24 protein-coding genes are annotated in these 22,708 nt (G+C 65.2%); 10 read left to right on the top strand and 14 right to left on the bottom strand.

From position 1 onward, the window contains the following. Window positions 1-8: 8 nt before the first annotated feature. The 7 genes from RJT48_RS08075 to RJT48_RS08045 all read left to right on the top strand — a co-directional run bounded on the left by RJT48_RS08075 (window position 9) and on the right by RJT48_RS08045 (window position 5,106). Window positions 9-413 carry a universal stress protein gene (locus tag RJT48_RS08075; protein ID WP_311171759.1) on the top strand — a complete coding sequence of 135 codons (405 nt, stop codon included), beginning with the start codon at window positions 9-11 and terminating at the stop codon, window positions 411-413. Window positions 414-564: 151 nt separating this feature from the next. Beyond that, window positions 565-990 (top strand): secondary thiamine-phosphate synthase enzyme YjbQ, encoded by a 426-nt coding sequence (locus tag RJT48_RS08070; protein WP_311171758.1) that lies wholly within the window; start codon window positions 565-567, stop codon window positions 988-990. Window positions 991-1,036: 46 nt separating this feature from the next. Further along, on the top strand, window positions 1,037-1,822 hold the full coding sequence (locus tag RJT48_RS08065; protein WP_311171757.1) for a class I fructose-bisphosphate aldolase: 786 nt from the start codon (window positions 1,037-1,039) through the stop codon (window positions 1,820-1,822). A gap of 3 nt (window positions 1,823-1,825) precedes the next feature. Then, window positions 1,826-2,503, top strand: a complete 678-nt coding sequence (locus tag RJT48_RS08060; protein WP_311171756.1) for a triose-phosphate isomerase — start codon at window positions 1,826-1,828, stop codon at window positions 2,501-2,503. A gap of 67 nt (window positions 2,504-2,570) precedes the next feature. Continuing rightward, complete coding sequence (locus RJT48_RS08055; RefSeq protein ID WP_311171755.1) at window positions 2,571-2,873, top strand: PTS sugar transporter subunit IIB; 303 nt, start codon at window positions 2,571-2,573, stop codon at window positions 2,871-2,873. Between the two features lie 217 nt (window positions 2,874-3,090). Next, window positions 3,091-4,626, top strand: a complete 1,536-nt coding sequence (locus RJT48_RS08050) for a PTS galactitol transporter subunit IIC (protein WP_311171754.1) — start codon at window positions 3,091-3,093, stop codon at window positions 4,624-4,626. Window positions 4,627-4,653: 27 nt separating this feature from the next. After that, window positions 4,654-5,106, top strand: coding sequence for a PTS sugar transporter subunit IIA (locus RJT48_RS08045; RefSeq protein ID WP_311171753.1), 453 nt, complete (start codon window positions 4,654-4,656; stop codon window positions 5,104-5,106). A gap of 3 nt (window positions 5,107-5,109) precedes the next feature. Here the strand turns inward: RJT48_RS08045 and RJT48_RS08040 are convergent, their stop codons facing one another. From RJT48_RS08040 to RJT48_RS08020, 5 genes are all read right to left on the bottom strand, one after another. After that, window positions 5,110-5,385, bottom strand: a complete 276-nt coding sequence (locus tag RJT48_RS08040) for an HPr family phosphocarrier protein (protein WP_311171752.1) — start codon at window positions 5,383-5,385, stop codon at window positions 5,110-5,112. 156 nt (window positions 5,386-5,541) lie between these two features. After that, complete coding sequence (locus RJT48_RS08035) at window positions 5,542-6,516, bottom strand: alpha/beta hydrolase (RefSeq protein ID WP_311171751.1); 975 nt, start codon at window positions 6,514-6,516, stop codon at window positions 5,542-5,544. Next, the gene (locus RJT48_RS08030; RefSeq protein WP_311171750.1) at window positions 6,513-6,863 is read right to left on the bottom strand and encodes a DUF8159 domain-containing protein; all 351 of its coding nucleotides are present in this window, start codon (window positions 6,861-6,863) and stop codon (window positions 6,513-6,515) included. Before RJT48_RS08030 ends, RJT48_RS08035 begins: the two co-directional genes overlap by 4 nt. A gap of 179 nt (window positions 6,864-7,042) precedes the next feature. After that, a complete protein-coding gene (locus RJT48_RS08025) occupies window positions 7,043-7,618 on the bottom strand; it encodes a pyridoxamine 5'-phosphate oxidase family protein (protein WP_311171749.1) in 576 nt (191 codons plus the stop codon). A 139-nt stretch (window positions 7,619-7,757) separates the two neighbouring features. After that, window positions 7,758-8,576 carry a M14 family metallopeptidase gene (locus RJT48_RS08020; RefSeq protein WP_311171748.1) on the bottom strand — a complete coding sequence of 273 codons (819 nt, stop codon included), beginning with the start codon at window positions 8,574-8,576 and terminating at the stop codon, window positions 7,758-7,760. 62 nt (window positions 8,577-8,638) lie between these two features. Here RJT48_RS08020 and RJT48_RS08015 point away from each other — a divergent pair, with 62 nt between their 5' ends. Next, window positions 8,639-9,133 (top strand): DUF309 domain-containing protein, encoded by a 495-nt coding sequence (locus tag RJT48_RS08015; protein WP_311171747.1) that lies wholly within the window; start codon window positions 8,639-8,641, stop codon window positions 9,131-9,133. Window positions 9,134-9,178: 45 nt separating this feature from the next. Here the strand turns inward: RJT48_RS08015 and RJT48_RS08010 are convergent, their stop codons facing one another. Further along, complete coding sequence (locus RJT48_RS08010; RefSeq protein WP_311171746.1) at window positions 9,179-10,204, bottom strand: AIR synthase family protein; 1,026 nt, start codon at window positions 10,202-10,204, stop codon at window positions 9,179-9,181. A 67-nt stretch (window positions 10,205-10,271) separates the two neighbouring features. Continuing rightward, entirely contained in the window at window positions 10,272-10,964 is a 693-nt protein-coding gene (gene udk / locus RJT48_RS08005; RefSeq protein WP_311171745.1) for a uridine kinase, read from the bottom strand. A 275-nt stretch (window positions 10,965-11,239) separates the two neighbouring features. On the opposite strand from udk, the gene RJT48_RS08000 reads away from it, so the two are divergent. Continuing rightward, complete coding sequence (locus tag RJT48_RS08000) at window positions 11,240-12,649, top strand: ABC transporter substrate-binding protein (protein ID WP_311171744.1); 1,410 nt, start codon at window positions 11,240-11,242, stop codon at window positions 12,647-12,649. A 313-nt stretch (window positions 12,650-12,962) separates the two neighbouring features. Here RJT48_RS08000 and RJT48_RS07995 read toward each other — a convergent pair whose 3' ends face one another. From RJT48_RS07995 to RJT48_RS07965, 6 genes are all read right to left on the bottom strand, one after another. Beyond that, complete coding sequence (locus RJT48_RS07995) at window positions 12,963-13,775, bottom strand: ABC transporter ATP-binding protein (RefSeq protein ID WP_311171743.1); 813 nt, start codon at window positions 13,773-13,775, stop codon at window positions 12,963-12,965. Continuing rightward, a complete protein-coding gene (locus RJT48_RS07990) occupies window positions 13,772-14,647 on the bottom strand; it encodes an ABC transporter ATP-binding protein (protein ID WP_311171742.1) in 876 nt (291 codons plus the stop codon). Before RJT48_RS07990 ends, RJT48_RS07995 begins: the two co-directional genes overlap by 4 nt. Then, window positions 14,640-15,974, bottom strand: coding sequence for a branched-chain amino acid ABC transporter permease (locus RJT48_RS07985; RefSeq protein WP_311171741.1), 1,335 nt, complete (start codon window positions 15,972-15,974; stop codon window positions 14,640-14,642). Before RJT48_RS07985 ends, RJT48_RS07990 begins: the two co-directional genes overlap by 8 nt. After that, the gene (locus tag RJT48_RS07980) at window positions 15,971-16,909 is read right to left on the bottom strand and encodes a branched-chain amino acid ABC transporter permease (RefSeq protein ID WP_311171972.1); all 939 of its coding nucleotides are present in this window, start codon (window positions 16,907-16,909) and stop codon (window positions 15,971-15,973) included. The genes RJT48_RS07985 and RJT48_RS07980 overlap by 4 nt, the downstream gene beginning before the upstream one ends. Window positions 16,910-17,409: 500 nt before the next feature. Then, complete coding sequence (locus RJT48_RS07970; RefSeq protein WP_311171740.1) at window positions 17,410-17,958, bottom strand: DUF7344 domain-containing protein; 549 nt, start codon at window positions 17,956-17,958, stop codon at window positions 17,410-17,412. A gap of 123 nt (window positions 17,959-18,081) precedes the next feature. After that, window positions 18,082-18,927: a ubiquinol-cytochrome c reductase iron-sulfur subunit gene (locus RJT48_RS07965; protein WP_311171739.1), complete on the bottom strand. Its 846-nt coding sequence runs from the start codon at window positions 18,925-18,927 to the stop codon at window positions 18,082-18,084. A gap of 172 nt (window positions 18,928-19,099) precedes the next feature. On the opposite strand from RJT48_RS07965, the gene ppc reads away from it, so the two are divergent. Then, window positions 19,100-21,793: a phosphoenolpyruvate carboxylase gene (ppc, locus tag RJT48_RS07960; RefSeq protein WP_311171738.1), complete on the top strand. Its 2,694-nt coding sequence runs from the start codon at window positions 19,100-19,102 to the stop codon at window positions 21,791-21,793. Window positions 21,794-21,840: 47 nt separating this feature from the next. On the opposite strand, the gene RJT48_RS07955 is transcribed toward ppc, so the two are convergent. After that, window positions 21,841-22,641, bottom strand: coding sequence for an aldo/keto reductase (locus tag RJT48_RS07955; protein ID WP_311171971.1), 801 nt, complete (start codon window positions 22,639-22,641; stop codon window positions 21,841-21,843). Window positions 22,642-22,708 lie beyond the last annotated feature (67 nt).

Raw genomic sequence — 22,708 nt, 5'->3', positions numbered from 1 at the left:
CTCGTAGTATGACGACCTACGTACTCGCGACGAACCACGTCGACACCAGCGCCCGGGTGTGTGATTACCTGGTCGACCGCGTCTCCCGGAGCGACACCGTCCACGCGGTCAACTCCCTGCCCGGCGGCGACGACACCGACAGCCAGGACGTCCGGGACGGCGAGGAGGCGCTGACCGTGGTCTCGTCGCGTCTCGGCGCGCTCACGACGGTCGAGACCCACCAGTTCGTTCGGGGCAAAGATCCCTACGAGGACATCCTCGCGAAGGCCGACGACGTCGACGCCGACGAACTGGTCATCGGCATCCGCAAGCGCAACCCGACCGCGAAGGTCGTCTTCGGTAGCACCGCCCAACGGACGCTGCTGCACTCCGATCGACCCATCGTCGTCATCCCGCTCGAAGAGATCGACTGACGCCGTCTTCCCGCTCGAAGAGATCGACTGACGCCGTCTTCCCGCTCACTGGTGGGCGACGGCGCCCGGTCGGTCGCACCGTAACGAACCCAGCGATGGTGTCCCGTCGACGGGTAACATCTAAGGTCCAGTCCTCGGTTGTAGAGTGTGTATGCAAATCACAGAAGGGAGCTTCGAGATCGAGACGGACGACGTCTTCGACATCCAGAACGTCACGCCACAGGTCGAGGCAGTCGTCGAAGACACCGGCGCGGAAGACGGCCTCGTGTACGTTTCGACGCCGCACACGTCGGCCGCCCTCTCGACGAACGAGTACGAGACGAAGTTGCTCTACGATATGATCGATTTCTTCGAGGAACTCGCACCCCCGGATGCGGGATACGCCCACGACGTCGACCACTACGAACGCGACGAACAACCCAACGCCCACGCCCACATCCTCTCGGCGATGATAAAGCGGCCCGTCCTCCTGATGCTCCGGGACGGTGAACTCGATCTCGGCACGTGGGAGGAAGTGATGTTCTACGAGCTGTGTGGCCCGCGCACTCGCACCGTCGACGTCGCAGTACTTCGCTGAGCACCGATAGCTTTTCTTTTCCTGCCCGTGCAGTTACCCCTGAGATATGTTCACACGATTCGGCGATTCCGTCGTCGTTGCGATCGACCACGGCCTCCACTGGGGCGTCTTCGAGGGCTTCGAGAACCCGGAGGAAACGCTCGAGCTCGTCCTCGAGAGCGGCCCGGACGGAATCCTGGCGAGCGTTCCGTTCCTGCGTCGGTTCGAGGAAACGATAAACGACTACGACGTCGCGACGATCGCGACGCTCGATTTGCTCCACGACTCGACGCTTCCGGGCGACCACGAGGACCAGGAGATCCACCGCCAGGTGTTCAGCGTCGATGCCGCGGCCGAACTCGGTGCCGACGCGATGAAAGTCGCGCTCGTCTACGGCCGCGAGGACGTCGGCGTCCTCGAAGAGAACGTTCAGTTCGTCGCTGATGCGGCCGAACGCGGCGAGGAACTCGGGATTCCACTGGTCGTCGAACCGACTCTGTGGGGCCAACGGGCCGACGACGAACTCGACCCGTCGTATCTCGCCGACGCCAACCGGATCGCGTTCGAACTCGGCGCCCACATCCTCAAGAGTCCGTACCCGGGCGAAGGAGCGTTCGATCCGATCGTCGAGAACGCGCCGCTGCCCGTCTACATCGCGGGCGGTCCCCCTGTCGAGACGGACGTCGAGGTACTGGAGATGGTACGCGGGGCCGTCGACGCCGGGTCGCGCGGCGTGATGTTCGGCCGCAACGTCTGGCAACGTGATGACCCCTCGGCCATCATCGACGCTCTCAAAGCCATCGTCCACGACGACGCGACAGTCGACGACGCGGCGACTCACCTCACGGAGTAATCCATGAACCTCGAGTACCCCTACTTCCAGATCAATTTCAAGGTGTACCCCGGCACGACCGGCGAGGACGGCCTCGAATTCGCCCGTCTCATCGAACGCGTCGAACGGGAGACGGGCGCGAACTTCGTGTTGACACCACAGATCCCCGACATCAGACTCATCGCCGAGGAGACGGACCTCACGGTGACCGCGCCCTATATGGACGCCGTCGAACCCGGCCGCGGGATGGGGCGTATCCTCCCGGAGACCATTCGGGAGGCGGGTGCGGAGGGCGTCGTCATCAACCACGCCGAAAACCGAGAGACGCTCGCGGATCTCGCCCGAAAGATCGAGCGCTGTCGGGAGGTCGGCCTCGACTCCATTGTCTGTGTCGACAGCATCGCGATGGGCGAGGCCGTCGCGCCGTTCGACCCCGACTCCGTGGTCTTCGAGAAACCGGAGGACATCTCGACGGACCGCGCCATCACGCAGACCCATCCGGACCTCGTCCGGGAGTTCATCGATGTGATGGCCTCGGAGAACGAACGGACGAAAGTGCTCGTCGGCGGGGGCATCGGATCGGCCGACGACGTCCGCCTCGCCTTCGAACAGGGGGCAGACGCCACCGGCGCCGCCTCGGCCGTCTCACTCGCGGACGACCCCGAGACGCTTTTGACCGAGATCGGGAACGTCTTTCCGTAGCAGGTTCCCGCCCGGGGTGTACCGACGCAATCTTTTTCGCGGTATACGATAACAATGAGCGTGAAGTATGCCCGACAAGAAGAATATCCTCGTCGTCTGTGGTACCTCAGTCGCAACGTCGACCGTCGTCAAAGAGGCTCTGAAGAACAAACTGCCGGATCGGGGGGTCGAAATCGGAAACATCGTGAAGGCCAAAGCCACCGAAGCCCGGGGGAAAGTCTCCTCCGGCAACTTCGATCTCATCGTCACGACGACGTCGCTCAACGAAGATAAATTCGACATCCCGATCATCCACACGACGGCGTTTATGACGGGAATCGGGGAAGACGAGGAACTGGACAACATCGCAGAGGCCCTCAAGAACTCGTAGTCGGCTACTGCTCTGTTCTTCGGGGCGTGTCGGTAGGGGCGCCTGCCGATTCGAGGGTCAAAGGGGACGAGGAACCCCACGTCAGCGGCGTTCCAAGCCACTGATCCGCCATCCGACACCGGCGCCGTTCGCGTATCAGAAATGACACATACTCCCGGATTCAGTGGTAATGTTTATCACATATGTTTATGGATATTGAAATTGGGTGGCAATACCCATGGCACTACAAAGCGTGGCGATGCAAGCGGGGTTGAGCTCGATTCTAAACACAGTCAACGACGTAATTCAGGGGCTCGGACCGACTGTCCTGTTGCCCATCATTATCTTCGTCATCGCGATGGTGTTTCGCGTCCCGTTGGGACGGGCCGTCCGTTCGTCCGTCCTCATCGGTGTCGGCTTTCAGGGGATATTCCTCGTACTGGGTCTCTTCTCGGACAACATCAGTCCACTCGCACAGCGGATGGTGGAGGTCACGGGCATCTCTTTGCCCGCCGTCGACGTCGGGTGGCCCGCCGCGGCCGCCATTGCCTTCGGGATCGCAGAGATCGGCGTGTGGATGATCCCCGTCTTCGTGGTCTTGAACCTCGCCCTGTTCGCCATCGGGTTCACGTTCACGCTCGACGTGGACATCTGGAACTACTGGCACTTCGCGTTCATCGCCGGCCTCGTCTATATGGTGACGGACTCGCTTCTCTACTCGTTCGCGACGGGGCTGACGCTCGGTCTGTTCGTCCTCGTGGCGGCCGACTGGACGCAACCGGCGGTAGAGGAGACGTTCGACACCGAGGGAATCTCCATTCCACACGGCGGGTCCGTCCCCTTCGCGATCGCTGCGATTCCGATAAACTGGGTGATCGACCAGACGCCGCTCGGTAACGTCGACGCCGACCCCGACTCGGTCCAGGACAAACTCGGCCTGTTCGGCGAACCGATCTTCGTCGGCCTCATCCTCGGTATCCTCCTCGGAATCGCCGCCTACAGCAACGCGCTGTTTGAGGCGAGCAGTTGGTACACCATCCTCGGTGCCGGTGTCGCGTTCGCCGCCGTGATGTACATCCTGCCGATGATGGTCGGCATCCTGATGGAGGGACTGACGCCGCTCTCGGAGTCCATCCGCGATTACATGACTTCCCGGTTCGAGGGGCGGGACTTCGCTATCGGTCTGGACTCGGCCATCCTCATCGGCCACGAGTCGACCATCGCCGCGAGTCTCATTATGGTCCCCATCGCCATCGTGATGTCGATCATCCTCCCCTTCAACGATATGCTGTGGGGAGTCGACCTCGCTACCTTCCCGTTCCTGCTCGCTCTGATGGTGCCCATTATGGACGGGAACGTAGTCAAGATGGTCATCTCGATGACCGTCCTCCTCATACCGCTCCACTACGTCGCGAGTCAGGTTGCCCCGGCTATGACGCGAGCAGCTGGCCAGGCCGGATTCGATCTGGGCGGTAACAACCTCATCACGGCCGGGAGCGACCCGGGGTCCCCAGCGACTGGACTCCTGATGCTCGGTGAACCTGCCGGTCTCATCGCCGGCCTCGTCGTCACGCTTGCGTGCTGGCTCGCACTCCGGACGTGGCCCAAGCGGATGTACATGGTCGCCGGCGCGTCCGAGGAGAAAGCCCAAGAGACGGTTCGTATCCGGCACAGTGGCCCCTCTGCGGGTATCCTGCCCAACAAGATCGGCGGGGAGCCCGAGATCGTCGAACCCGAACCAGAACCCGAAGACGAACCGGCCACCGACGACTAACGGCTGTCTGCGCCTTTTTGTCATTCGATGCACACCGAACACCTCACACTCACCGGAGCGTCGCACGAACGAGCACTCGAAGAACTGGGCGCGTACGTCGTCGAGAGAGGGTACGCCGAATCCGAGTACGTCGACGCGCTGCTCGAACGCGAGGCGTCGTATCCCACGGGTCTGGACATTCCGACGGCGGAGTTCGGACTCGCCATCCCGCACGCCGACCCGGAGTACGTCTCCGAACAGGCTGTCATCGTCGGGTTTCCCGAGGACACGCTCACGTTCCAGAGTATGGACGACCCCGACAAGACAGTCGACGTCGACGTCGTCATTCTCCTCTTGGTCACCGAAACCGAGGGCTATACGACGTTCCTCTCGAGTCTGACTAAACTGTTCCAGGACGATGAGTTCGTCCGCCTCGCACGCGAACGCGACGGCGACGCCCTCCTGGACCTCATCACCGACCGCTGTCTCGACTCGACCTGACGCCTACGAGTCGAGCTCGAAGTCCGATTCGACGAGTTCGACGAGGCGCTCGATGGCTGCCTCGCTGTCGTCGCCCTCTGCGGTGATCTGTATCTCCTCGCCCGGTCCGACACCGAGCGAAATGACGGCGATGCTACTTTTGGCGTTGGCCTCCTCGCCGTCCTTTCGGATCTGTATCTCGCTCTCGAACTGCGATGCGGTCTGGACGAACTTCGACGCCGGGCGTGCGTGGAGCCCTGTCTCGTGGTGAACGACGACGCTTCCTTCTGCCGTTGCCATCTCGCTTGCCAACTCCGCCGACGCGATAGTAAACCTTCTCCCTCCCGGATCGGTCGTTCCGCCGTTGCTCGGAAGGCTCGCTACCCGTTTGCGTTGCATACGCGGGACAATCGGCGGTGACTGACCGGATCGAGCGTCCCGCCTCCTCGTCCGGACTCACTTGTCGACGGCGCTGTCGAGGAACGCGAGCCCGTGCCCCACCGTCCGGGCGACCCCGGCGCCGTCGTACGGATCGAAGTGATCGACGGGGAGCCGAACGAGCGTCGCATTCGGTATCGAATCGGCAACTGTCTCGACCGATTCGACGGGAACGACGTCGTCGCGCGTCCCGCCGACGACGAGGACGGGACAGGTCAGCCGCGTGTCCCGGTCGCCGCCCGTGTGCCGGGCGAGCGCGAGAAACGACCGCGCAGGCGTTCGATTCTCCCAGTCTCCGCCAGCGAGATCCCGATACCGATGGGCTGCGGCGGGCGCCGAAACCAGCGCCGGACCGCCCTCCCCCTCGTCGACAACGGGCACCGTATGTGTACCGAACAGCGGCGACTGGGCCACGTCGCGGACGCCGGCCAGGAGGCCTCTCGTGAAGGTCCCGAGGCCGCGCGAACGGAGGAACGCCCGCCCGGACCGGATCGGCGTCTGTGCGACGACGCCGCGGACGCGCGAATCGTCGGCCGCGACGTCGAGTGCGATCCCGCCGGCGAGGCCGACGCCCCAGAGAACGACCCGATCGGTGGCGACGTCCCGGCGAGCGCGAAGCCCGGCGAGTGCCGCCTCCCAGTCGGCCCGGCCCCGCGTCGGCGAAAGGAGGTTCCGCGGTTCCCCCTCGCTTTCGCCCAGATGGCGACCGTCGAAGAGGAAGACAGCGTAGCCCGCCGCCGCGAGCCGTTCGGCGTACGGTTCGAGGGTGGCTGCTCCCACGCCGAGCGGCCCGCCGGAGAGTACGACGAGGGCGGGATCGGCCGGCCGGTCCGGACGGTAGAGCCGGCCAACACACTTGACGCCGTCACTCCGGAAGGTCAGCGTGACGGTCGAAAACGCATCGCGGGACGGGCGGCCGTATCGAGTCTTCCGACCGCTTCGCTCCGCGCTTTCGCCGCTCGCAGTGGTTCCCACCGACGGCGGCGACGTCACGGCTCGTCCTCCGAGAGCGTGTCGATGACGCGCGCCGAGAACTCCTCGGCGCTGATGTCGTACTCGATGTACTGCCGGAACCACTCCGGTTCGGCGTACCAGGTCCCCTGAACGTCCTCCTGGTGCCGGAGCACGGTCGCTTCGACGCGTACGGGCTCCCACTCGTCCTCCTCGGCGGCGGCGATGAAGGTGTTCAGCGCGCGTCCCATCTCTTGGTGGTTCACGTCGACGTCGGGAAACGCCGTGAGGTAGATCAACTCGACGGTGTCGCCGTCGAGATCGATCGATTCGACGTTGACCCCGTTAGACCTGAGCTCTCCTTCGAGTCCGGAGATGACGCCGGGCATACCTGCCTGTTCGACACGGAGGGAGTAAACAGTTGCCGCGGCAACCGGGTAGATCTGTCCGGTGCCCGGCACCCACGGTGTCGCCTAATAATGATTACTCTCGTCTCTTACCGCCGAGCGCCGCCACCGGGGGTGGCGCTCGGCGGTAAACAGTGAGCGTAATCAGTATCACTGGGGGATCACTCCGACTTCGAGACCGAATCGAGGTCGTAGGCACCTTGTCGTTCGGGGTCCTTCCAGCCGCGTTTGCCGCTCCAGGATTCAACGTCGAGACGGTAGACGGCCGTCCGGTCGACCGACTCGTCGGTCATCGCCTCGTAATCCTCCCCCTCGGTCAACTGCGGCGCGAACTTCTCCATAAACTGGTGGAGGATGTGTCGTTTCCGCTTGTCGTCGCCGAGGAGGCCGATAGTTCCGTACGCGACCACGCTGGAATACTCGACGGTGAAGTTCACTGGCTCCTCGGCCGGGATATACCGTCCTTTTTCGCTGGTCGTGAAGGTGGCTCGCGGCTGGTCGCCGTCCGCAACGAGGCCGTGCGCTCGTCCCGCCTGCGCGCCGTGCATAAAGATCGCCCCCTCGTCGCCGTCGTAGACGAAGAGCTGTGTCACGAGGTGCGGCGTGTCGCCGTCGACGAGACCGAGCACCCCCGACTCCTGGTCTGTGAGGAATTCGGGGATCCAGCTCGAATCGCGAACCGCCTTTCCCTGATACCGGATCGAGTCGGACACGTCCTCGGGTGGAGTCCCGCCCATATGCCACAGAGTACCAATGGAACTATAACGGTACGCATTGCTGACGTCGAACTCCGGACGAGGCCCCGATGGCCTCTCCGTCTCGATTCGGGGCTCCCCGTGGTCCGCCGTGGTCGAGGCGACCGGACGCGCCCCGTCCTCAGGCCAGCGTGCCGACGCGATCGGCGGCGTAGCCGAAGACGTCCTCGTACCCGTTCGCCGAGAGCAACACGGGATAGAACTCGCTGTCGGCGCTGTACGTGTCGCTGTCGGCGGCGGCGACGGGATCGCCCCGCCGGACCCGCTGGAAGTTGTTCACGAACACCTCATAGCGCTCTGCGGGCGCCTTCGGGATCTGATCGAGCAGGCGGAAGACGGTCACCTCGTCCGCGTCGCGGCGGTGCAGCGACAGCGGCGGTTCGGCGTCGCCCTCGATGGGGGCGGCGAGCACTCCGGTCGCCGCCAGGAACGCCCGGGCGATCCAATAGGCGTTCGTCGCCGCCTCGTCGCTCCGCTGGAGGCCGCACTCGACCTCGATGGTGTGGGCGTGCTCGATGAGCCGTCCGCGGGAGAACTTCCCGGTCTCGACGAGGTGTTCGATCGGCAGGTGCGGACAGACCGACCGCGACACGGCGTCGACCTCGTCGATCAGCGCGAAGGGCTCAGCGTACGACTGCGTCGAGTGCAGCGACAGCACCGTCGTTCCGCGAACCTCGCGGAGCAGGTCGTGTGCCAGCCGGCCTTCGTGCGTCTCCGCGTTCGGATCGCCCGGGAACGCCCGATTGAGATCCTCATCGAGGTACCGAACACCCGCATCGAGCGCTTCCTCGTTCGCGACGATGAGTTTGACCGGTCGCTCGACGGTGGGTTCGTCAGCCAACAGCCGCTCGATCGCCCGCTCCCCACAGGGTTCGTCCCCGTGGATCGATCCGACGACGGCGACCTCGGGTGTCCCCTCCCCGAGTTCGTAGATTCGCATTATCTGGTGTCAGACGACGGAGGGTCAAATCTCTTTATTTGTGCGGCTCGTACTCCCTAGTAGTGACCGATCACACCCGCGACGACGCCGTCGGCCCGCCGACCACTGGCCAGCCCACCGGCTGGGATCCCGAACGAGCGGCGTCGAACGGGTGGGAACACGGGACCCTCCGGCGCGCGACGGTCCACGGCGTTCGCCTGTACAACGCGGGTGCGTTCCACGAAGCGCACGACTGCTTCGAGATCGAGTGGTACAACTACGGCGCCGGGACGACCGAGAGCGCCTTTCTCCACGGGATGGTGCAGGTCGCAGCGGGCGCGTACAAGCACTTCGACTTCGAGGACGACGACGGGATGCGATCGCTGTTTCGAACCGCACTGCAGTATCTCAGGGGGGTGCCCGACGACTACTACGGCGTCGACGTTGTCGAGGTTCGCGACCGGCTCGCCGTCGCGATCGACGATCCAGACGCTCTCAGCGGGTGGCGGATCGAACTCGACGGCGCACGGCCGGAAGCGGATCGACTGGACCGCGAGTACGCGGCGGGGCTGGAATAAGGAGACGGAGCGGTCGGCGACACAGTCCGTCCGTCGTCGCGTCGCTCACTCTTCCTCGCTGTCGGCCTGTGCGGCGAGTTCCGCGTAGGCCGCCCAGGAGGAATCGACCTCGGGATGGGCGATCTCCGCGCCGTCGACGGCGACGCCCGATCCCGACTCGACGGTGCCGGCGACGCCGACGGGCGTTCCCTCGGCTTCCAGCGCCGTCACGACGTCGTCGGTGCGGTCCGGACTGACAGCGATGACGAGCGTGCCGCCGGTGGTCGACGTCCAGGGGTCGATCCCCAGTTCCTCGCAGACCGCCCGGACGCCCGGTCGAACCGGAATCCGATCGGTGTCGACGTCGAACCGGACGCCCGACCCCTCGGCCATCTCGACGAGCGCGCCGAAGAGGCCGCCTTCCGTGGCGTCGTGCATCGCGTGGACGCCGCCGACCGCGCTCGCGGTCATCGCATCGCGCACGCAGGCGGCCTCGTCGAGTCGCTCCTGGGCGGTCGAGAGCGTTTCGGGGGGCAGGTCGAACGCATCCGGGAAAAGCGTCGTCAGAAGCCCGGCCGTCTCCACGGCCGGCCCCTTCGTCACGAGCAGGTCGTCGCCGACCCGGGCGCCGTCCGGGCGGATGACGTCCGCCGGGTCGCCGACGGCCAGCGCGGTCGCGCCGCCGACCCAGGGGAACGAACAGCCGTCGTACCGCGCGGTGTGGCCGGTCACGATGGCGACGCCCAGGTCTTCGGCTTCCTCGTGCATCGCCTCCCACAGCGTCGCGAAGGAGTCCTCCGAGAGGTCGGGCGGAAACGTAAAGGAGATCGCCAGATGCGACGGGGCGAGCCCCGAGACGGCGACGTCCGCGAGGACGAAATCGAGCGCGAACCGGCCGGCGCGGGCAAATCCGAGGTCCGGGAGGATCGAGACCGGGTCCGTCGCGATCGCCACGGCCGTTCCGTCGAGATTCAGGAGTCCGAAGTCGACGCCGTGCGTCGGTCCGAGCGTCACGTCGTCGCGGTCGGCACCGAGTCGGGGGAAGACGTGCCGCTCGAAAAAGGACCGGTCGACCTTGCCGAGTTCCGCCATAGAGGATCGTCTCGGCCGGTCGATTTTAACATAACGCCCTGCCTGCGAGTGTGAGCGCAGACGATCCCTATTCGTCAATCTCGGCCGATAGCTCATCCAGCAGATCGTCCTCGACCGTCTCCCGCTCCCAGTTGCGGCGGTCCGAACTCGCGACCTCGGCTTTGATCTTCTCCTCGAGGAGGTTCACCGCCACGCTGTTTGCTCCTTCGGGGACGATGAGATCGGCGTGTCGCTTGGTCGGTTCGACGAACTGCTCGTGCATCGGTTTGACTGTCGAGAGATACTGCTCGATGACGCCCTCCAGATCGCGGTCGCGCTCGATGACGTCCCGCTGGATGCGCCGGAGGATCCGCACGTCCGCATCGGTCTCGACGTACAGGCGGAGGTCGAGCATCTCGTTGATCTCCTCGTCGTAGAGCGCGAGAATCCCCTCGACGATGACGACGTCGGTGGGTTCGACCCGTTCAGGGTCGTCCGTCCGGTTGTGGATCTCGAAGTCGTAGGTCGGCATCTCGATGGGCTGTCCGGACAGCAACGTCGAGAGCTGCTCCCGCAGCAGTTCCCACTCGAACGCCGAGGGGTGATCGTAGTTCACCTCCTCGCGCTCTTCGAGCGTCAGGTGACTCAGGTCCTCGTAGTAGTTGTCCAGGGGGATGCGGGTGACCGCGTCGCCGACGTTCCGCGTGATGAGGCGTGCGACGGTGGTCTTCCCCGCGCCGGTTCCCCCGGCGATGCCGATGACGAACGAGGGGATGGTCATCCAGTAGAGGAGATACCTCGGAGCGCTTCAGCGTGGCGATTCGGTCGATCGAACCGTCCCGCACGACCGTCGAGATATTCCGACTCCGATCTGTCGAAACAAGAATTGCCAGATGCTCGACGTAATGGGGTGTGGAGCTGATCGTGACGGGTCCCGGAGATGCTGAGCGAGGGTCGACGGTCGTCTGATAACGTCGGTTATCGACCGTTGGAGATTCCTGAACGGCCAGTGTCGTAACGGATACATTTATAATGAGGAGACACAATCCAACCCATATGGCACGTGATATCGTCCGGCGTGACTTTATAAAGCGCGTCGGCGCGGCAGGAGCGATCGGAGCGAGTGGACTGGCTGGCTGTATCGGCAGCCCAGACGAAGAGGAGGGCGACAGCGGCGGGGACAGCGACGGAGACAGCGACGGAGACAGCGGTGACAGCGGCGGCAGCACCGATATGGACAGCGGCGGTTCCTCCGGCGAGGGGCCGGAGGGGCTCGTCGTGATCGGCTACCCCGAAAGTGGGATCCAGCTGTTCCGCGATTACTACAGCCAGTCGGACGGCAGCGAGGAGATCCTCGTTCCCGACGGTCTCCGGGACGGCTCGATGCCGGGACAGGTCGGAAACGACATGGAAAACGTCACCGGCACCGCGCCGGCGGCGGGCGGTCCGAACCAGGAGGCGTTCAACTCACTGTTCCAAGAGGAGTACGATGCCTCGCCGGGCGTGTTCACCTCCCAGTCGTACGACTCGGTGGCGATCCAGTTGCTCGCGAACGCCGCGGCCGGGGAGAACGACGGCACGGCGATCCGCGATCAGATGCGCCGAGTCGCGAACCCCGGAGGAATGGAGGTCACTCCCGACAACCTCGTCGAGGGCATCGAGGCGGCGGCCAACGGCGAGGACGTGAACTACCAGGGTGCGTCTTCGGCGACGAACTTCAACGAGGACGGCGACCCGGCCTCGGCGGCGTACGCCATCTGGGAGTTCAACGCCGACGAGGGAGCCGCGGAGAACGTCGAGGTGCAGAACTTCGAGGGCGAGAACCCCGACGGTGCCGGTCCCTCGGCCGACAGCAGTCCCGGCGGAAGCGACCGCGAGATGTCGGTCGGCATCCTCCTGCCGGAGACGGGTGACCTGGCTTCGGTGGGGGCACCGATGATCCAGGCCGCCGAGTTGCCGGTAACGCAGGTCAACGACGCGAACCCGGCCGGGTTGTCGGTCAACGCGCAACTGGAGGACACCCAGACCTCCCCGAGCGCCGGGACGTCGGCCGCGCAGTCGCTCGTGAGCGCCGGCGTTCCCAGCGTCTGTGGGTCGGCGTCGTCGGGCGTGAACGTCCCTGTCTCCCAGGAAGTGTTCATCCCGAACGAGGTCGTCGGCTGTTCGCCCTCCTCGACCGCGCTGTCGGTGTCGAACCTCGAAGACAACGACTACATCTTCCGGACGGCTCCGTCCGACATCCTGCAGGGGCGCGTGATGGCGCAGGTGATGTCCGAACGGCTCGGCGTCAGCACCGTCTCGACGCTGTACGTCAACAACGACTACGGCCAGCAGCTCTCCGAGCGCTTCAGCAACGTCTTTGCCGACGAGTTCGACGGCGAGGTCTACCGCCAGGAGGCGTTCAACATCGGCGAATCCTCCTACTCGTCGGTCATCAGCACGGCGCTGTCAGCGCCGGACAACTGAGCGCGGACTGTCCTCGAACTCCGGATTTTTTGCGACGCGGGACACACGAGACTGCCGAGCCACCAGACCGCGGTCCACTCTCCGACACGCACTCTCGCAGGCGTGGTTTTATATACGATCCCGGGACCAGCGCCGCTGTGACGTAGTGACTGCCCCACGCCGGGCCGCGGGAGTTCGACACGTCGGCGTGGGGAGAATCGAGCAGGCTGCGGACCCGTCCCGGAGGTGACTCACCGTCGTGACGGGGACGCGCCGCTCCCGTGTCGACTGTTCGCCCAAAAATCCGGAAGGGGCGGAACCCGTCCGCGACGCCTCACCCGCCGAGGAAGTCCTGCCGGACCTGCTCGTCGTTCAACAGCACGTCGCCGTCGTCCATATACCGGTTTTGCCCGTTGGCGAGGACGTATCCGCGGTCACACCGCCGGAGTGCCTCCTTGGCGTTCTGTTCGACCATCAGCACGGCCGTCCCGTCGTCGTTGATGGCGTCGATCCGGTCGAACATATCGTCGACGAGGTCGGGTGCGAGACCCGCAGACGGCTCGTCGAGCAAGAGCAGCGAGGGTTCGAGCATCAGCGCCCGCCCCATCGCCAGCATCTGCTGTTGGCCGCCGGACATCGTCCCGGCCTTCTGCTCCTTTCGCTCCTCCAAGATGGGGAACCGCTCGAAGACGGCATCGAGGGCGTCCTGCGGGATCGAATCGAGGATGTACGCCCCCATCTCCAGGTTCTCTTGGACCGTCAGCGAGGGAAAGACGTTGTCGCTCTGTGGGACGTAGCCGACTCCCTCGCGGATGATCTCTTCGGGCCGCAGGCCGGTGATGTCGGCGCCCTCGAACCGGACCGTCCCGCCCATCAGGTTCGTGAGTCCGAAGACCGACTTCATCACGGTCGATTTCCCGGCGCCGTTCGGACCGACGATAGTGACGTATTCGCCGTCAGCGACGTCGAGGTCGACGTCGGTGAGAATCTGGAGGTCGCCGTACCCAGCGTCGAGACTGCGGACTTCGAGGAGCGCCTCGTCCGCTCTGCCCGGCACCGTCTCGCGGGAGACGTCGGCGTCTTCGACGGCCCCGTAGTCGGTACTCCCGCTCCCGTTGCCGTCCGCCGCGTCGGCGTCGGCGCTCATACGTTCCCCCCGAGGTACGCCTCGATGACTTCCTCGTTCGCCTGTATCTCCGCCGGGGTGCCCTCGGTCAGGACGCGACCCTGGTGGAGGACGATGACGCGCTCGCAGTTCTCCATTATCAGGTCCATATCGTGTTCGACGAGCAGGAACGTATACCCCTGGTCGCAGAGTTCGTGAATGTGACCTAGGAGTCGCTTCTCAAGCGAGGGGTTGACGCCCGCGAACGGCTCGTCGAGCAGCAGCATATCCGGATCGGTGAGCAGCGCGCGCGCCAGCTCCAGGAGTTTGCGCTGTCCGCCCGAGAGGTTGCCGGCGTACTCTTCGGCGATGTGGTCGATCTCGAAGAACTCCAAGACGCTCCAGGCGCGTTCGAGGAGTTCGGACTCCTGGGCGATCATATCGTCTCGGAATCCCGGCGTGACCGAGCGCCACAGGGTCTCGCCGCGCTGGTCTTTCGGTGCCAACATCATATTCTCCAGCACCGTCATCTCCTGGAGTTCGCGGGCGATCTGGAACGTCCGGACGAGCCCCTTGTTGGCGATGGTGTGTGGATCCTGGCCGGTGATGTCCTCGCCGTCGAAATGGACCGTCCCGCCGTCGGGCTGGAGCATCCCCGTGATCAGGTTGAACGTCGTCGATTTCCCGGCGCCGTTCGGGCCGATGAGTCCGGTGAGACTCCCGCGTTCGACCCGGAACGACGCCGAGTCGACGGCCGTGATCCCGCCGAAGGACTTGTCGAGGTTCTCCACCTGGAGTGGATACTCCTCATCGACGCTCGGACCGGCCGAGCCGACGTTCAGCGTGCGGGCCCGATTCGTCTGCGTGGGCGCATCCGCGGTCCCCTCAGTGCCATCGGCGTCGGTTTCACTCATCGGACTCACCTCCCGCTTCGCCGCCGTCCGTCGGGGGTCCTGCCTGGGCCTGTGCCGCGGTCAGCGGGATGCCGGCCGCGGTCTCTTTCCGGTGGCCGAGCATCCCCTGGGGCCGGTTGTGCATCAGCCAGATGAGCACCAGGCCCATAAACACGAGCTGCAGCTGCCGGATGCTGTCGATCGTATAGAAGAAGAACGGCGCGGGATCCAGATTCGAGATGAGCGGCGCGATCGCCGGGCCGAACCCGGACGGCGCGTCCGCGTTGGGGAGGACGGTGTCGATGAGGTTCTTCAGGTAGCGCGGCCCCTGGTACAGCAGCGCGGCGAAGACTGCCCCGCCGAGGACGCTGCCGGTGTTCGACCCCGCCCCACCGATGATGAGCGCGATCCACACGAAGAAGGTGATCCGCGGACGGAAGAAGTTCGGGGTGACGGCGCCGCTTGTCATCAGCCAGAGGATCCCGGCGAGGCCCATCAGCGCACAGCCGAGCATGAACGCCTTGATCTTGAAGCGGTTCGTGTTCTTCCCCAGGGAGTTTGCGACGTCCTCGTCCTCGCGGATCGCCTTGAGCACGCGGCCGAACGGCGATTCGCCGGTCCGCTTGAGCAGCCAAAAGTAGCCGGCAACGAAGAGCAGGAGAACCAGGCCATACACGAGCCCGTCGACGACCGGCTTCGGGTTCGACGGTACGATTGCCTCGAAGGCGGTCACGAGGCCCAGATAGGCGTCCCAGAGACCGAAAAACCGGAAAAAGGCCTCGAGCGGGTCCATAAAGTCGAGGATGAGTCCCGACCCGCCCCCGAAGCCGACGCGCTCGCCGAACAGCTGGAACTGCTGGAGCTCCCCGGAGAGGAAAGAAAAGCGGACGATCTCGGACATCGCGATCGTCACGATCGCCAGGTAGTCCGCCCGCAACCGCAGCGCCGGGAGCGCGACCACCAGCCCGAGGAGTGCCGCGGCGCCCATCCCGGCGACGATGCCCACGATCAGCGGGAGGCCGAGGCCGCCGACCTGTGCCGCGCCGCCGGCCTCGTACAGCGGCTTCGAGACGAGCGCCATCACGTAGATTCCGACCGCCATGAAGCCGACGATACCGATGTTGAACAGCCCGGTGTACCCCCAGTGGAGGTTGAGCGCCAGCGCCAGCATCGCGAAGACGCCGATATAGAAGGTCAACACGCCGATGGTGTTCAGCTGTCCCCGCAGCGAGTAGCCGAGACCGACGCCCACCAGCACGTACACGGCGTAGATCACTAGGAGGACGGCCACGATGAGCCCCGCGTCACCGCCCGGAATGCGGTCGGCGACGTCGTCGCGGACGCTCATGCTGTCGACCTCCCCGAGAAGAGCCCCTCGGGTTTCACCAACAGGAGGATGATCATCACCGCGAACGCCGCCGCACGGGCGAACGCCGAGGGGATCCAGATGATCGACACCGACGCCGTCAGGCCGATCGCCAGCCCGCCGACGATAGCGCCGTAGATCGAGCCGATCCCCCCGAGGATCACCGCCGCGAAGATGAGAAGCAACAGCAGCCAGCCGTCGTTGAAGCCGAGCGTCCCCTTCCAGAGGATGAACATATATCCGGCCATCCCCGTCAGCCCGCCGCCGATGATCCATACCGAACGAACAACGCGCTCGGTCGGAATACCGGTGATCCGAGCGAGGTCCTCGTTGTCGGCCATCGCCCGCATCGCCTTCCCGAGCTTCGTGAGCTGGAGGAGCAGATGGACGCCCAGCATCAGCCCGCCAGCGACGACGACGAGCGTGAGGTCGTGGGCGTTGATTCGGACGGCGCCGTCGACGAGGTAAAGCGAGAGCGACGGTGGCTGGGACGTCGTTCCGCGCACGTCCGACCCGAACACGAACTGGATGAGATACCGGAGCGCGAACGCGACGCCGATCGAGGTGATGAGCAAGGTGATCCCGTCGGCGTCCCGAATCGGCCGGAACACCGTCCGATCGACGAAAAGCGCCAGTGCGACCGTCGCGACGCCGGCCACAACCAGCCCGGCGACCACTGCGAGCGGCGTTCCGGTGATGCCGATTCCGAGTGCCCCGCCGAAGACCGACCCGCTGGCGCCGACGAGCAGCAGCGAGCCGATGTCTGCCCGCCCGAAGCCGGCTACCAGGTAGGTCGTCGCCCATCCCGAGAACGCGCCGGCGGTGATGTAATCACCGTGGGCGAAGTTCGCGAAGTTCAGGATGCTGTACGTCATCGAAAGCCCGATGCCCGCGAGGCCGACAACCAGTCCGCGCATCAGCCCGTCCCAGACGAGCGATCCCAGGCCACTGACCGACTGCCCGCCGGTTGCCAGACTCGCGACGAGGTCGAAGAGAAGGATGACCCCGACGAGCCCGAGAAGGACGGAACCGGGCCGCTCGACGGCGAACTGGCGTCCGCGTGCGTATGTCTCGACGAACCCCATTGATAATTGTCCTCACGATGTGTGCGGTCGGGAAACGATCATAAGTCTTTCTTCCCGCGACCGCCGGGCAGGTTCCGAGAGCGGTGCGTTCGAGCCGGCGCCCCGTACCGCCTCGGACGAGACACGCCGGACTCGCGTCCCCCTCGCATTTGCGACCGTAGTGGCGGCCGTCGGGACGGCAGGGAGCCGCTACTTCAGCCTGGGGCTGGGGCTCGTTCCCTGCGAACTCTGCGGTATCGGCGGACCTCCCTGCTCGCGGTCGTCTTCGTGACGGCTGCCGTCACAGTCGCGTGGGCGGGGGCACGGTCAGAAAAAAGTGGTGAGCGCCCCGCTCAGTCGCCCCGAAGCCGGTGCAACAGCGTACTCTCCTGATCGAACAGCCGGTAGAGCGACGACGTCAACACGAGCACCGAGAGCCCGAGGCCAATCCCCGTCGGGCCGATTGCCCGAAGAACCGGGACCCCGACTACGGCTCCAACGATCGAGAGCAGCCCCAGTAGTCCCACGCCGAGGTAATACTCCGCCCAGGAGATGCCGTACTGGGGGACGACCTCCATATAGACGCCGACGTCAGCAGCGTTGTCGGCGAGCGAGACCGTCTTCGCGTCCGAATCGTACTCGGCGATTCCCAGTTCGTCGAGTTTCGGCAGATGCGTCTGGTGGAGCGAGACGTATACGCTCTGACGGACGTTTCGCGGCGGCGGCGACTCGCCGGATTCGACGCCGCCGATGTGTTCTGCGAGTTCCGAAACCGTGCTCGTCCCGTCGCCCGAGCGGAGCCGTTCCAAAACCAGGCGGCGGCGATCGTTCCGCAGGACGTCGTGGATATCCGACGCCGCGAGCCCCGCGTCGCCGTCGTGATCGCCCTCCTCTCCGCTCATACACCACTGTCCCTGACAGACATATATAAATTGTCCTACATTCCGTGGCGGATCGGTTTCGCGCCCGCTACGGGATTCAATCACTCCTGACGGAACGGGACACGACGGCGCCGGCCGACGGCGCTACTCTTCGGGACGCGGCCGGGCGACGAACAGCGTCTGGACGATGCTGAAGGGGTCGTAGACCGACTGGTGACACTGGCAGTAGACGTCGTCTTCGGCGTTGAACTTCGCCGACCCTTCGGATTTGAACTTCGGCACACAGCAGAAGTGCGTGCACTTGTTCAGCCACGCGATGAAACCATCTTCCGTCGAGGCTTCGAGCCACGGGTCGTTCTCGGCCATCTCGGCCACCCGGTCGGATTTGATGACCTGAACCGGGATGACGTCCTCGGCGTCTTCGGAGCGCCACCGGCCGGTCGCTGGCTTTCCGAGTCCGTCGGTGCCGACGCCGTTCGACCATTCCTTGTAATCGGAGAAGTCGTCGACGTGCAGGCGGTCCCCCTCGGAGTACACTTCGTTCTGCCACTCGTACCCGGGCGCTGCTCCCGACCGGAAGTAGTTCTCCGAGTCGAACTCGGGACCGAGTCCGGCGTAGGATTCGACACCGCAGAACTGGAACCAGTCCCCGGAGTAGGTGACACCGGAGCCTTTGAAATCCTCCGTTTCGGCGATCGTCACCTGGATGCCGCCCTGGTCCTCGGTCTTGACCTCCGGCCAGACTCCTTTGAGGTACCCCTCGTCGTCGATTTCGACGGGAATCTGCGGCATTCCGCGCGGGGCGGGACCATCCGTGTTCTCGATGGCGTACGCCTGCGTCGACCCGCCGCCCGCGCCGGACGCCTGGGTCGCGGAGTTAATCGCGGCCGCACCAGTCGCGCCGACACCGGCGAGTGCCGCGCCCCCGACAACGCCCTTGACGAACCGACGGCGCCCCGAGTCCGCCGGATACTTGTCGCGATCGCTCATACCTGAAACTTCGGCCCGGCAGTAAAAAGGATGACGAAACCCCCCCGTTGTGTCCCCCCCGACCCCGAACGTCGTCGGACTGGGCGTCGCACGGCAGCGAGGAGGGTGGCCGGTCCAATAGTATCTTCCCGTAGTCGGGGGTTTTTACTCACCCTGTAGTGTATGGTGCGGTATGGATTTACACGGCAGGGACGTCAAACAGGACGTCCGGGAACTCGGCGCACTGCTGGGTGACGTACTGGCCGAACAGACGTCCGAGGCATCCTTCGAGACCGTCGAAGACATCCGCAACGCCGCTATCGACTACCGCGAGGGCAAGCGGGAGTCCCGCACGGAACTGGATCGCCTTCTGGAAGGCCTCTCGCCCGAGGGCGAAAGCACGGTCGCGCGCGCCTTTACGACCTATTTCGAACTCATCAACCTCGCCGAGGAGCGCGAGCGCGCGAGGGTAATTCGCGAAGCGTCGCAGGCGGACACGCTCGACGATGGTCTCGTCGCGACGGTCGAGACGCTCGTCGAGTCGGACGCCGACCCCGAGACTGTCCAGCGGGTGCTCGACGACGTACTCATCGAGCCGACGTTCACCGCCCACCCGACCGAGGCCAGACGGAAGACGGTCAAAGCGAAGCTCCGCTCGATCGCGAGCCGCCTCGAGGAACTCGACGAGCGCCGACTCACGGACCGCGAGCACGATCAGCTGTGGCGGAAGGTCGACGCGGAGGTCACGAGCCTCTGGCAGACCTCGCAGGTCCGCGACCGACGCCCCGAACCCCAAGACGAGGCGCGGAACGTCCAGTGGTACCTAGAAAACATCCTCTTCGACGTCGTCGGCGAGGTCTACGCGGAACTGGAGGATCTCCTCGCCGATGAGTACCCCGAGGTCGACGTCCCGAAGCTCTTCGAGTTCCGTTCGTGGGCCGGCTCGGACCGCGACGGCAATCCCTTCGTCACGCCAGAGGTGACGACCGATACCCTCGAACGGCAGCGGTCGGTCGTCTTAGAGAAGTACCGGCAGGCGCTCAAGGGGCTCTCCGGGATTCTGAGCCAGGACGGCAGCCGGGCCGACTTCGGGGCGGAGCTCGAACGGTCGCTGAAGGCCGACCGCGACCGCCTCCCGGGCGTGGCGAGAGAAGCGGAGGAACGGTACCCCGACGAGCCGTACCGACAGAAGCTCAAACTGATGCGCGAGCGGCTCCGCCGCATCGAGGACGTCCGCCCGGACGGGTACGGCGAGAAGGACGAACTCCTCGAAGATCTCGGGGTCATCGACCGGAGCCTCCGCTCTATGGGCGCCGAGGTCGTCGCCGACGAGTACGTCGAACCGCTGATACGCCAGGTCGACACGTTCGGCTTCACGCTCGCGAGTCTGGACCTGCGCGACCACCAGGAGAATCACACCGAGGCAGTCCACGAGGCACTGGCCGGCGAGGGGATTGACTACCGCGGCCGTGACGAGGAAGGCCGCGCCGAGGTCCTGACGGACGCGATCCTCCAGGAGGAACAGGTCGTCGACCTCGAAGAACCCGGCGACGTCTCCGAGACGGCCGCACGCGTCCTGCGACGGTTCGAGAAACTCGGCGAGTGGCAGCGGGAGTTCGGCGTGGCCGCCATCGACACGTACTGTATCTCGATGACCGAGGAGCCGAGCCACGTTCTCGAAGTGCTGTTTCTGGCGGACCAGGCGGGCGTCGTCTCCCTGCCGGACCACTGCGGCCTCGACATCGTCCCCCTCCTAGAGACGGAGTCGGCGCTCAACGGCGCGCGCCGCATTATGGGCACGCTGTTCGAGAACGAGGCGTACGCCGAGGCGCTGGACGCGCGCCGGAACATCCAGGAGATTATGCTCGGCTACTCCGACTCCAACAAGGAGAACGGTTTCCTGGCTGCAAACTGGGACCTCTACAAGAACCAGCGGCGCCTCGCTGGCATCTGTGACGACTTCGACGTGCGGATGCGGCTGTTCCACGGCCGCGGCGGCTCGATCTCCCGCGGCGGCGGCCCGATGAACGAGGCGATGCTCGCACTCCCCAACGAGACAGTCACCGGACAGATCAAGTTTACCGAGCAGGGCGAGGCGATCGCCGAGAAGTACGCCAACCCCCAGATCGCCGAACGCAACGTCGAACAGATGCTGAACGCGCAGGTCCGCTCGCGGCTGCAGGCGATCCGCGAACCCGAAGAGGACGTCCACGACGAGTGGATCGCGGCGATGGACGAGATGGCAGTGACTGCCCGAGCGCAGTACACCGATCTGCTCGAATCCGACGGCTTCGTCACGTACTTCGGCCAGGCGACGCCGATCGGCGTCATCGAGAACCTCAATCTCGGTTCCCGGCCGGCGTCCCGCTCCGGCGAACGAACCGTCGAGGACCTGCGGGCGATCCCGTGGGTGTTCTCCTGGACGCAGTCGCGGTGCATCATCACCGGATGGTACGCACTCGGAACCGGCATTGAAACGTACCTCGACGAGGGTGGCGACATCGAGACGCTCCGGGAGATGTACCGGGAGTGGCCGTTCTTCAGGACGACGCTCGACAACGCCTCGCTGGCGCTCGCGCGGACTGACTTCGAGATCGCATCCTACTACGCCGACCTCGCGGATCCGGACCTCCGCGGGGAGTTCTTCCCGCACCTCCAGGAGGAGTACGAGCGAACCCGCGACATCGTCCTCGACGTCACGGGTCGAGAAACGCTGCTCAAACGCGAGTGGCTCGACGACAGCCTCCGCCGGCGAAACCCCTACGTCGATCCGCTGAACCTGCTGCAGACGCAACTGCTCGAACAGACCCACCGGACCGACGACGAGGAACAGACCCTGCGGCTGACGGTCAAGGGGATCGCAGCCGGGATGAAAAACACGGGATAGTCGGCCTCAGCGGCGAGGGACGTTCCTGTCGGAGCCGCGACCGAACCTCAGACCTGGTTCCAGGGCGCGCCCTCGAAGTCGACGATGCGATGCCGGCGGTCGACGCCGTCGATCTTCGCGACGTCCTCCTCGTCAAGTTCGATATCGAGCGCCGCGTAATTCTCTCGGATATGCGCCGGCGAGGCCGCCTTCGGAATCGGGGTGACGTTCCCTTTGGCGTGGAGCCACGAAAGCGACACCTGCGCCGGGGTGGCGTCGTGCTTCTCGGCGACGTCGACGATTTCGGGCACCTCCGCGACCTTCCCGCGCGCGATCGGCGAGTACGCCACCAGCCGATGCCCGCGCTCGACGGCGATCTCGTGGAGTTCGGGCTGGGGACACAGCGGGTGCATCTCGACCTGGTGAGCGAAAAGCGGCGCGTCGAGGCGATCGAGCGCCTCGGTCAACTGATCCGGGCGGAAGTTGCTCAGCCCGATCCGATCGACGAGGCCGCCGTCGACGAGTTCCTCGAGCGCCGGCAGCGTCTCCGCGGGGTCGTAGGTATCCGTCGGCCAGTGGACGTACAGCAGATCGATCGCGTCGACGTCGAGCCGGTTCGCGCTCCGGCGTGCGGTGTCGATCACGTCGTCGTACCCCAGGTGGTCGGTGTCGAGTTTCGTCGCGACGAGCACGTCGTCGGCGTCGCGGTCGGCGCGGGCGAGTCCGTCCGCTACGAGCGCCTCGTTCCCGTAGCTCTGGGCGGTGTCGACGTGGTCGTAGCCGAGGTCGACGGCCGTCGCCACGGCGGTCGCGCAGGTCTCCGGATCGGTCATATCGTACGTTCCGAGTCCGAGCGGTGGCAGGTCCATACTCGCCCGCTCGGTCTCCGGCCTCTCGACGGTTTCGGTGTGTCTGCCGATGTCTGCTGTCGCTGGC

Origin of the sequence: Halobellus ordinarius (assembly GCF_031823395.1) — an archaeon.
GTDB lineage: Archaea > Halobacteriota > Halobacteria > Halobacteriales > Haloferacaceae > Haloquadratum > Haloquadratum ordinarius.
Note: the sequence above shows the minus strand (reverse complement) of the source record. Positions and strands in the feature narration are given on the sequence as shown.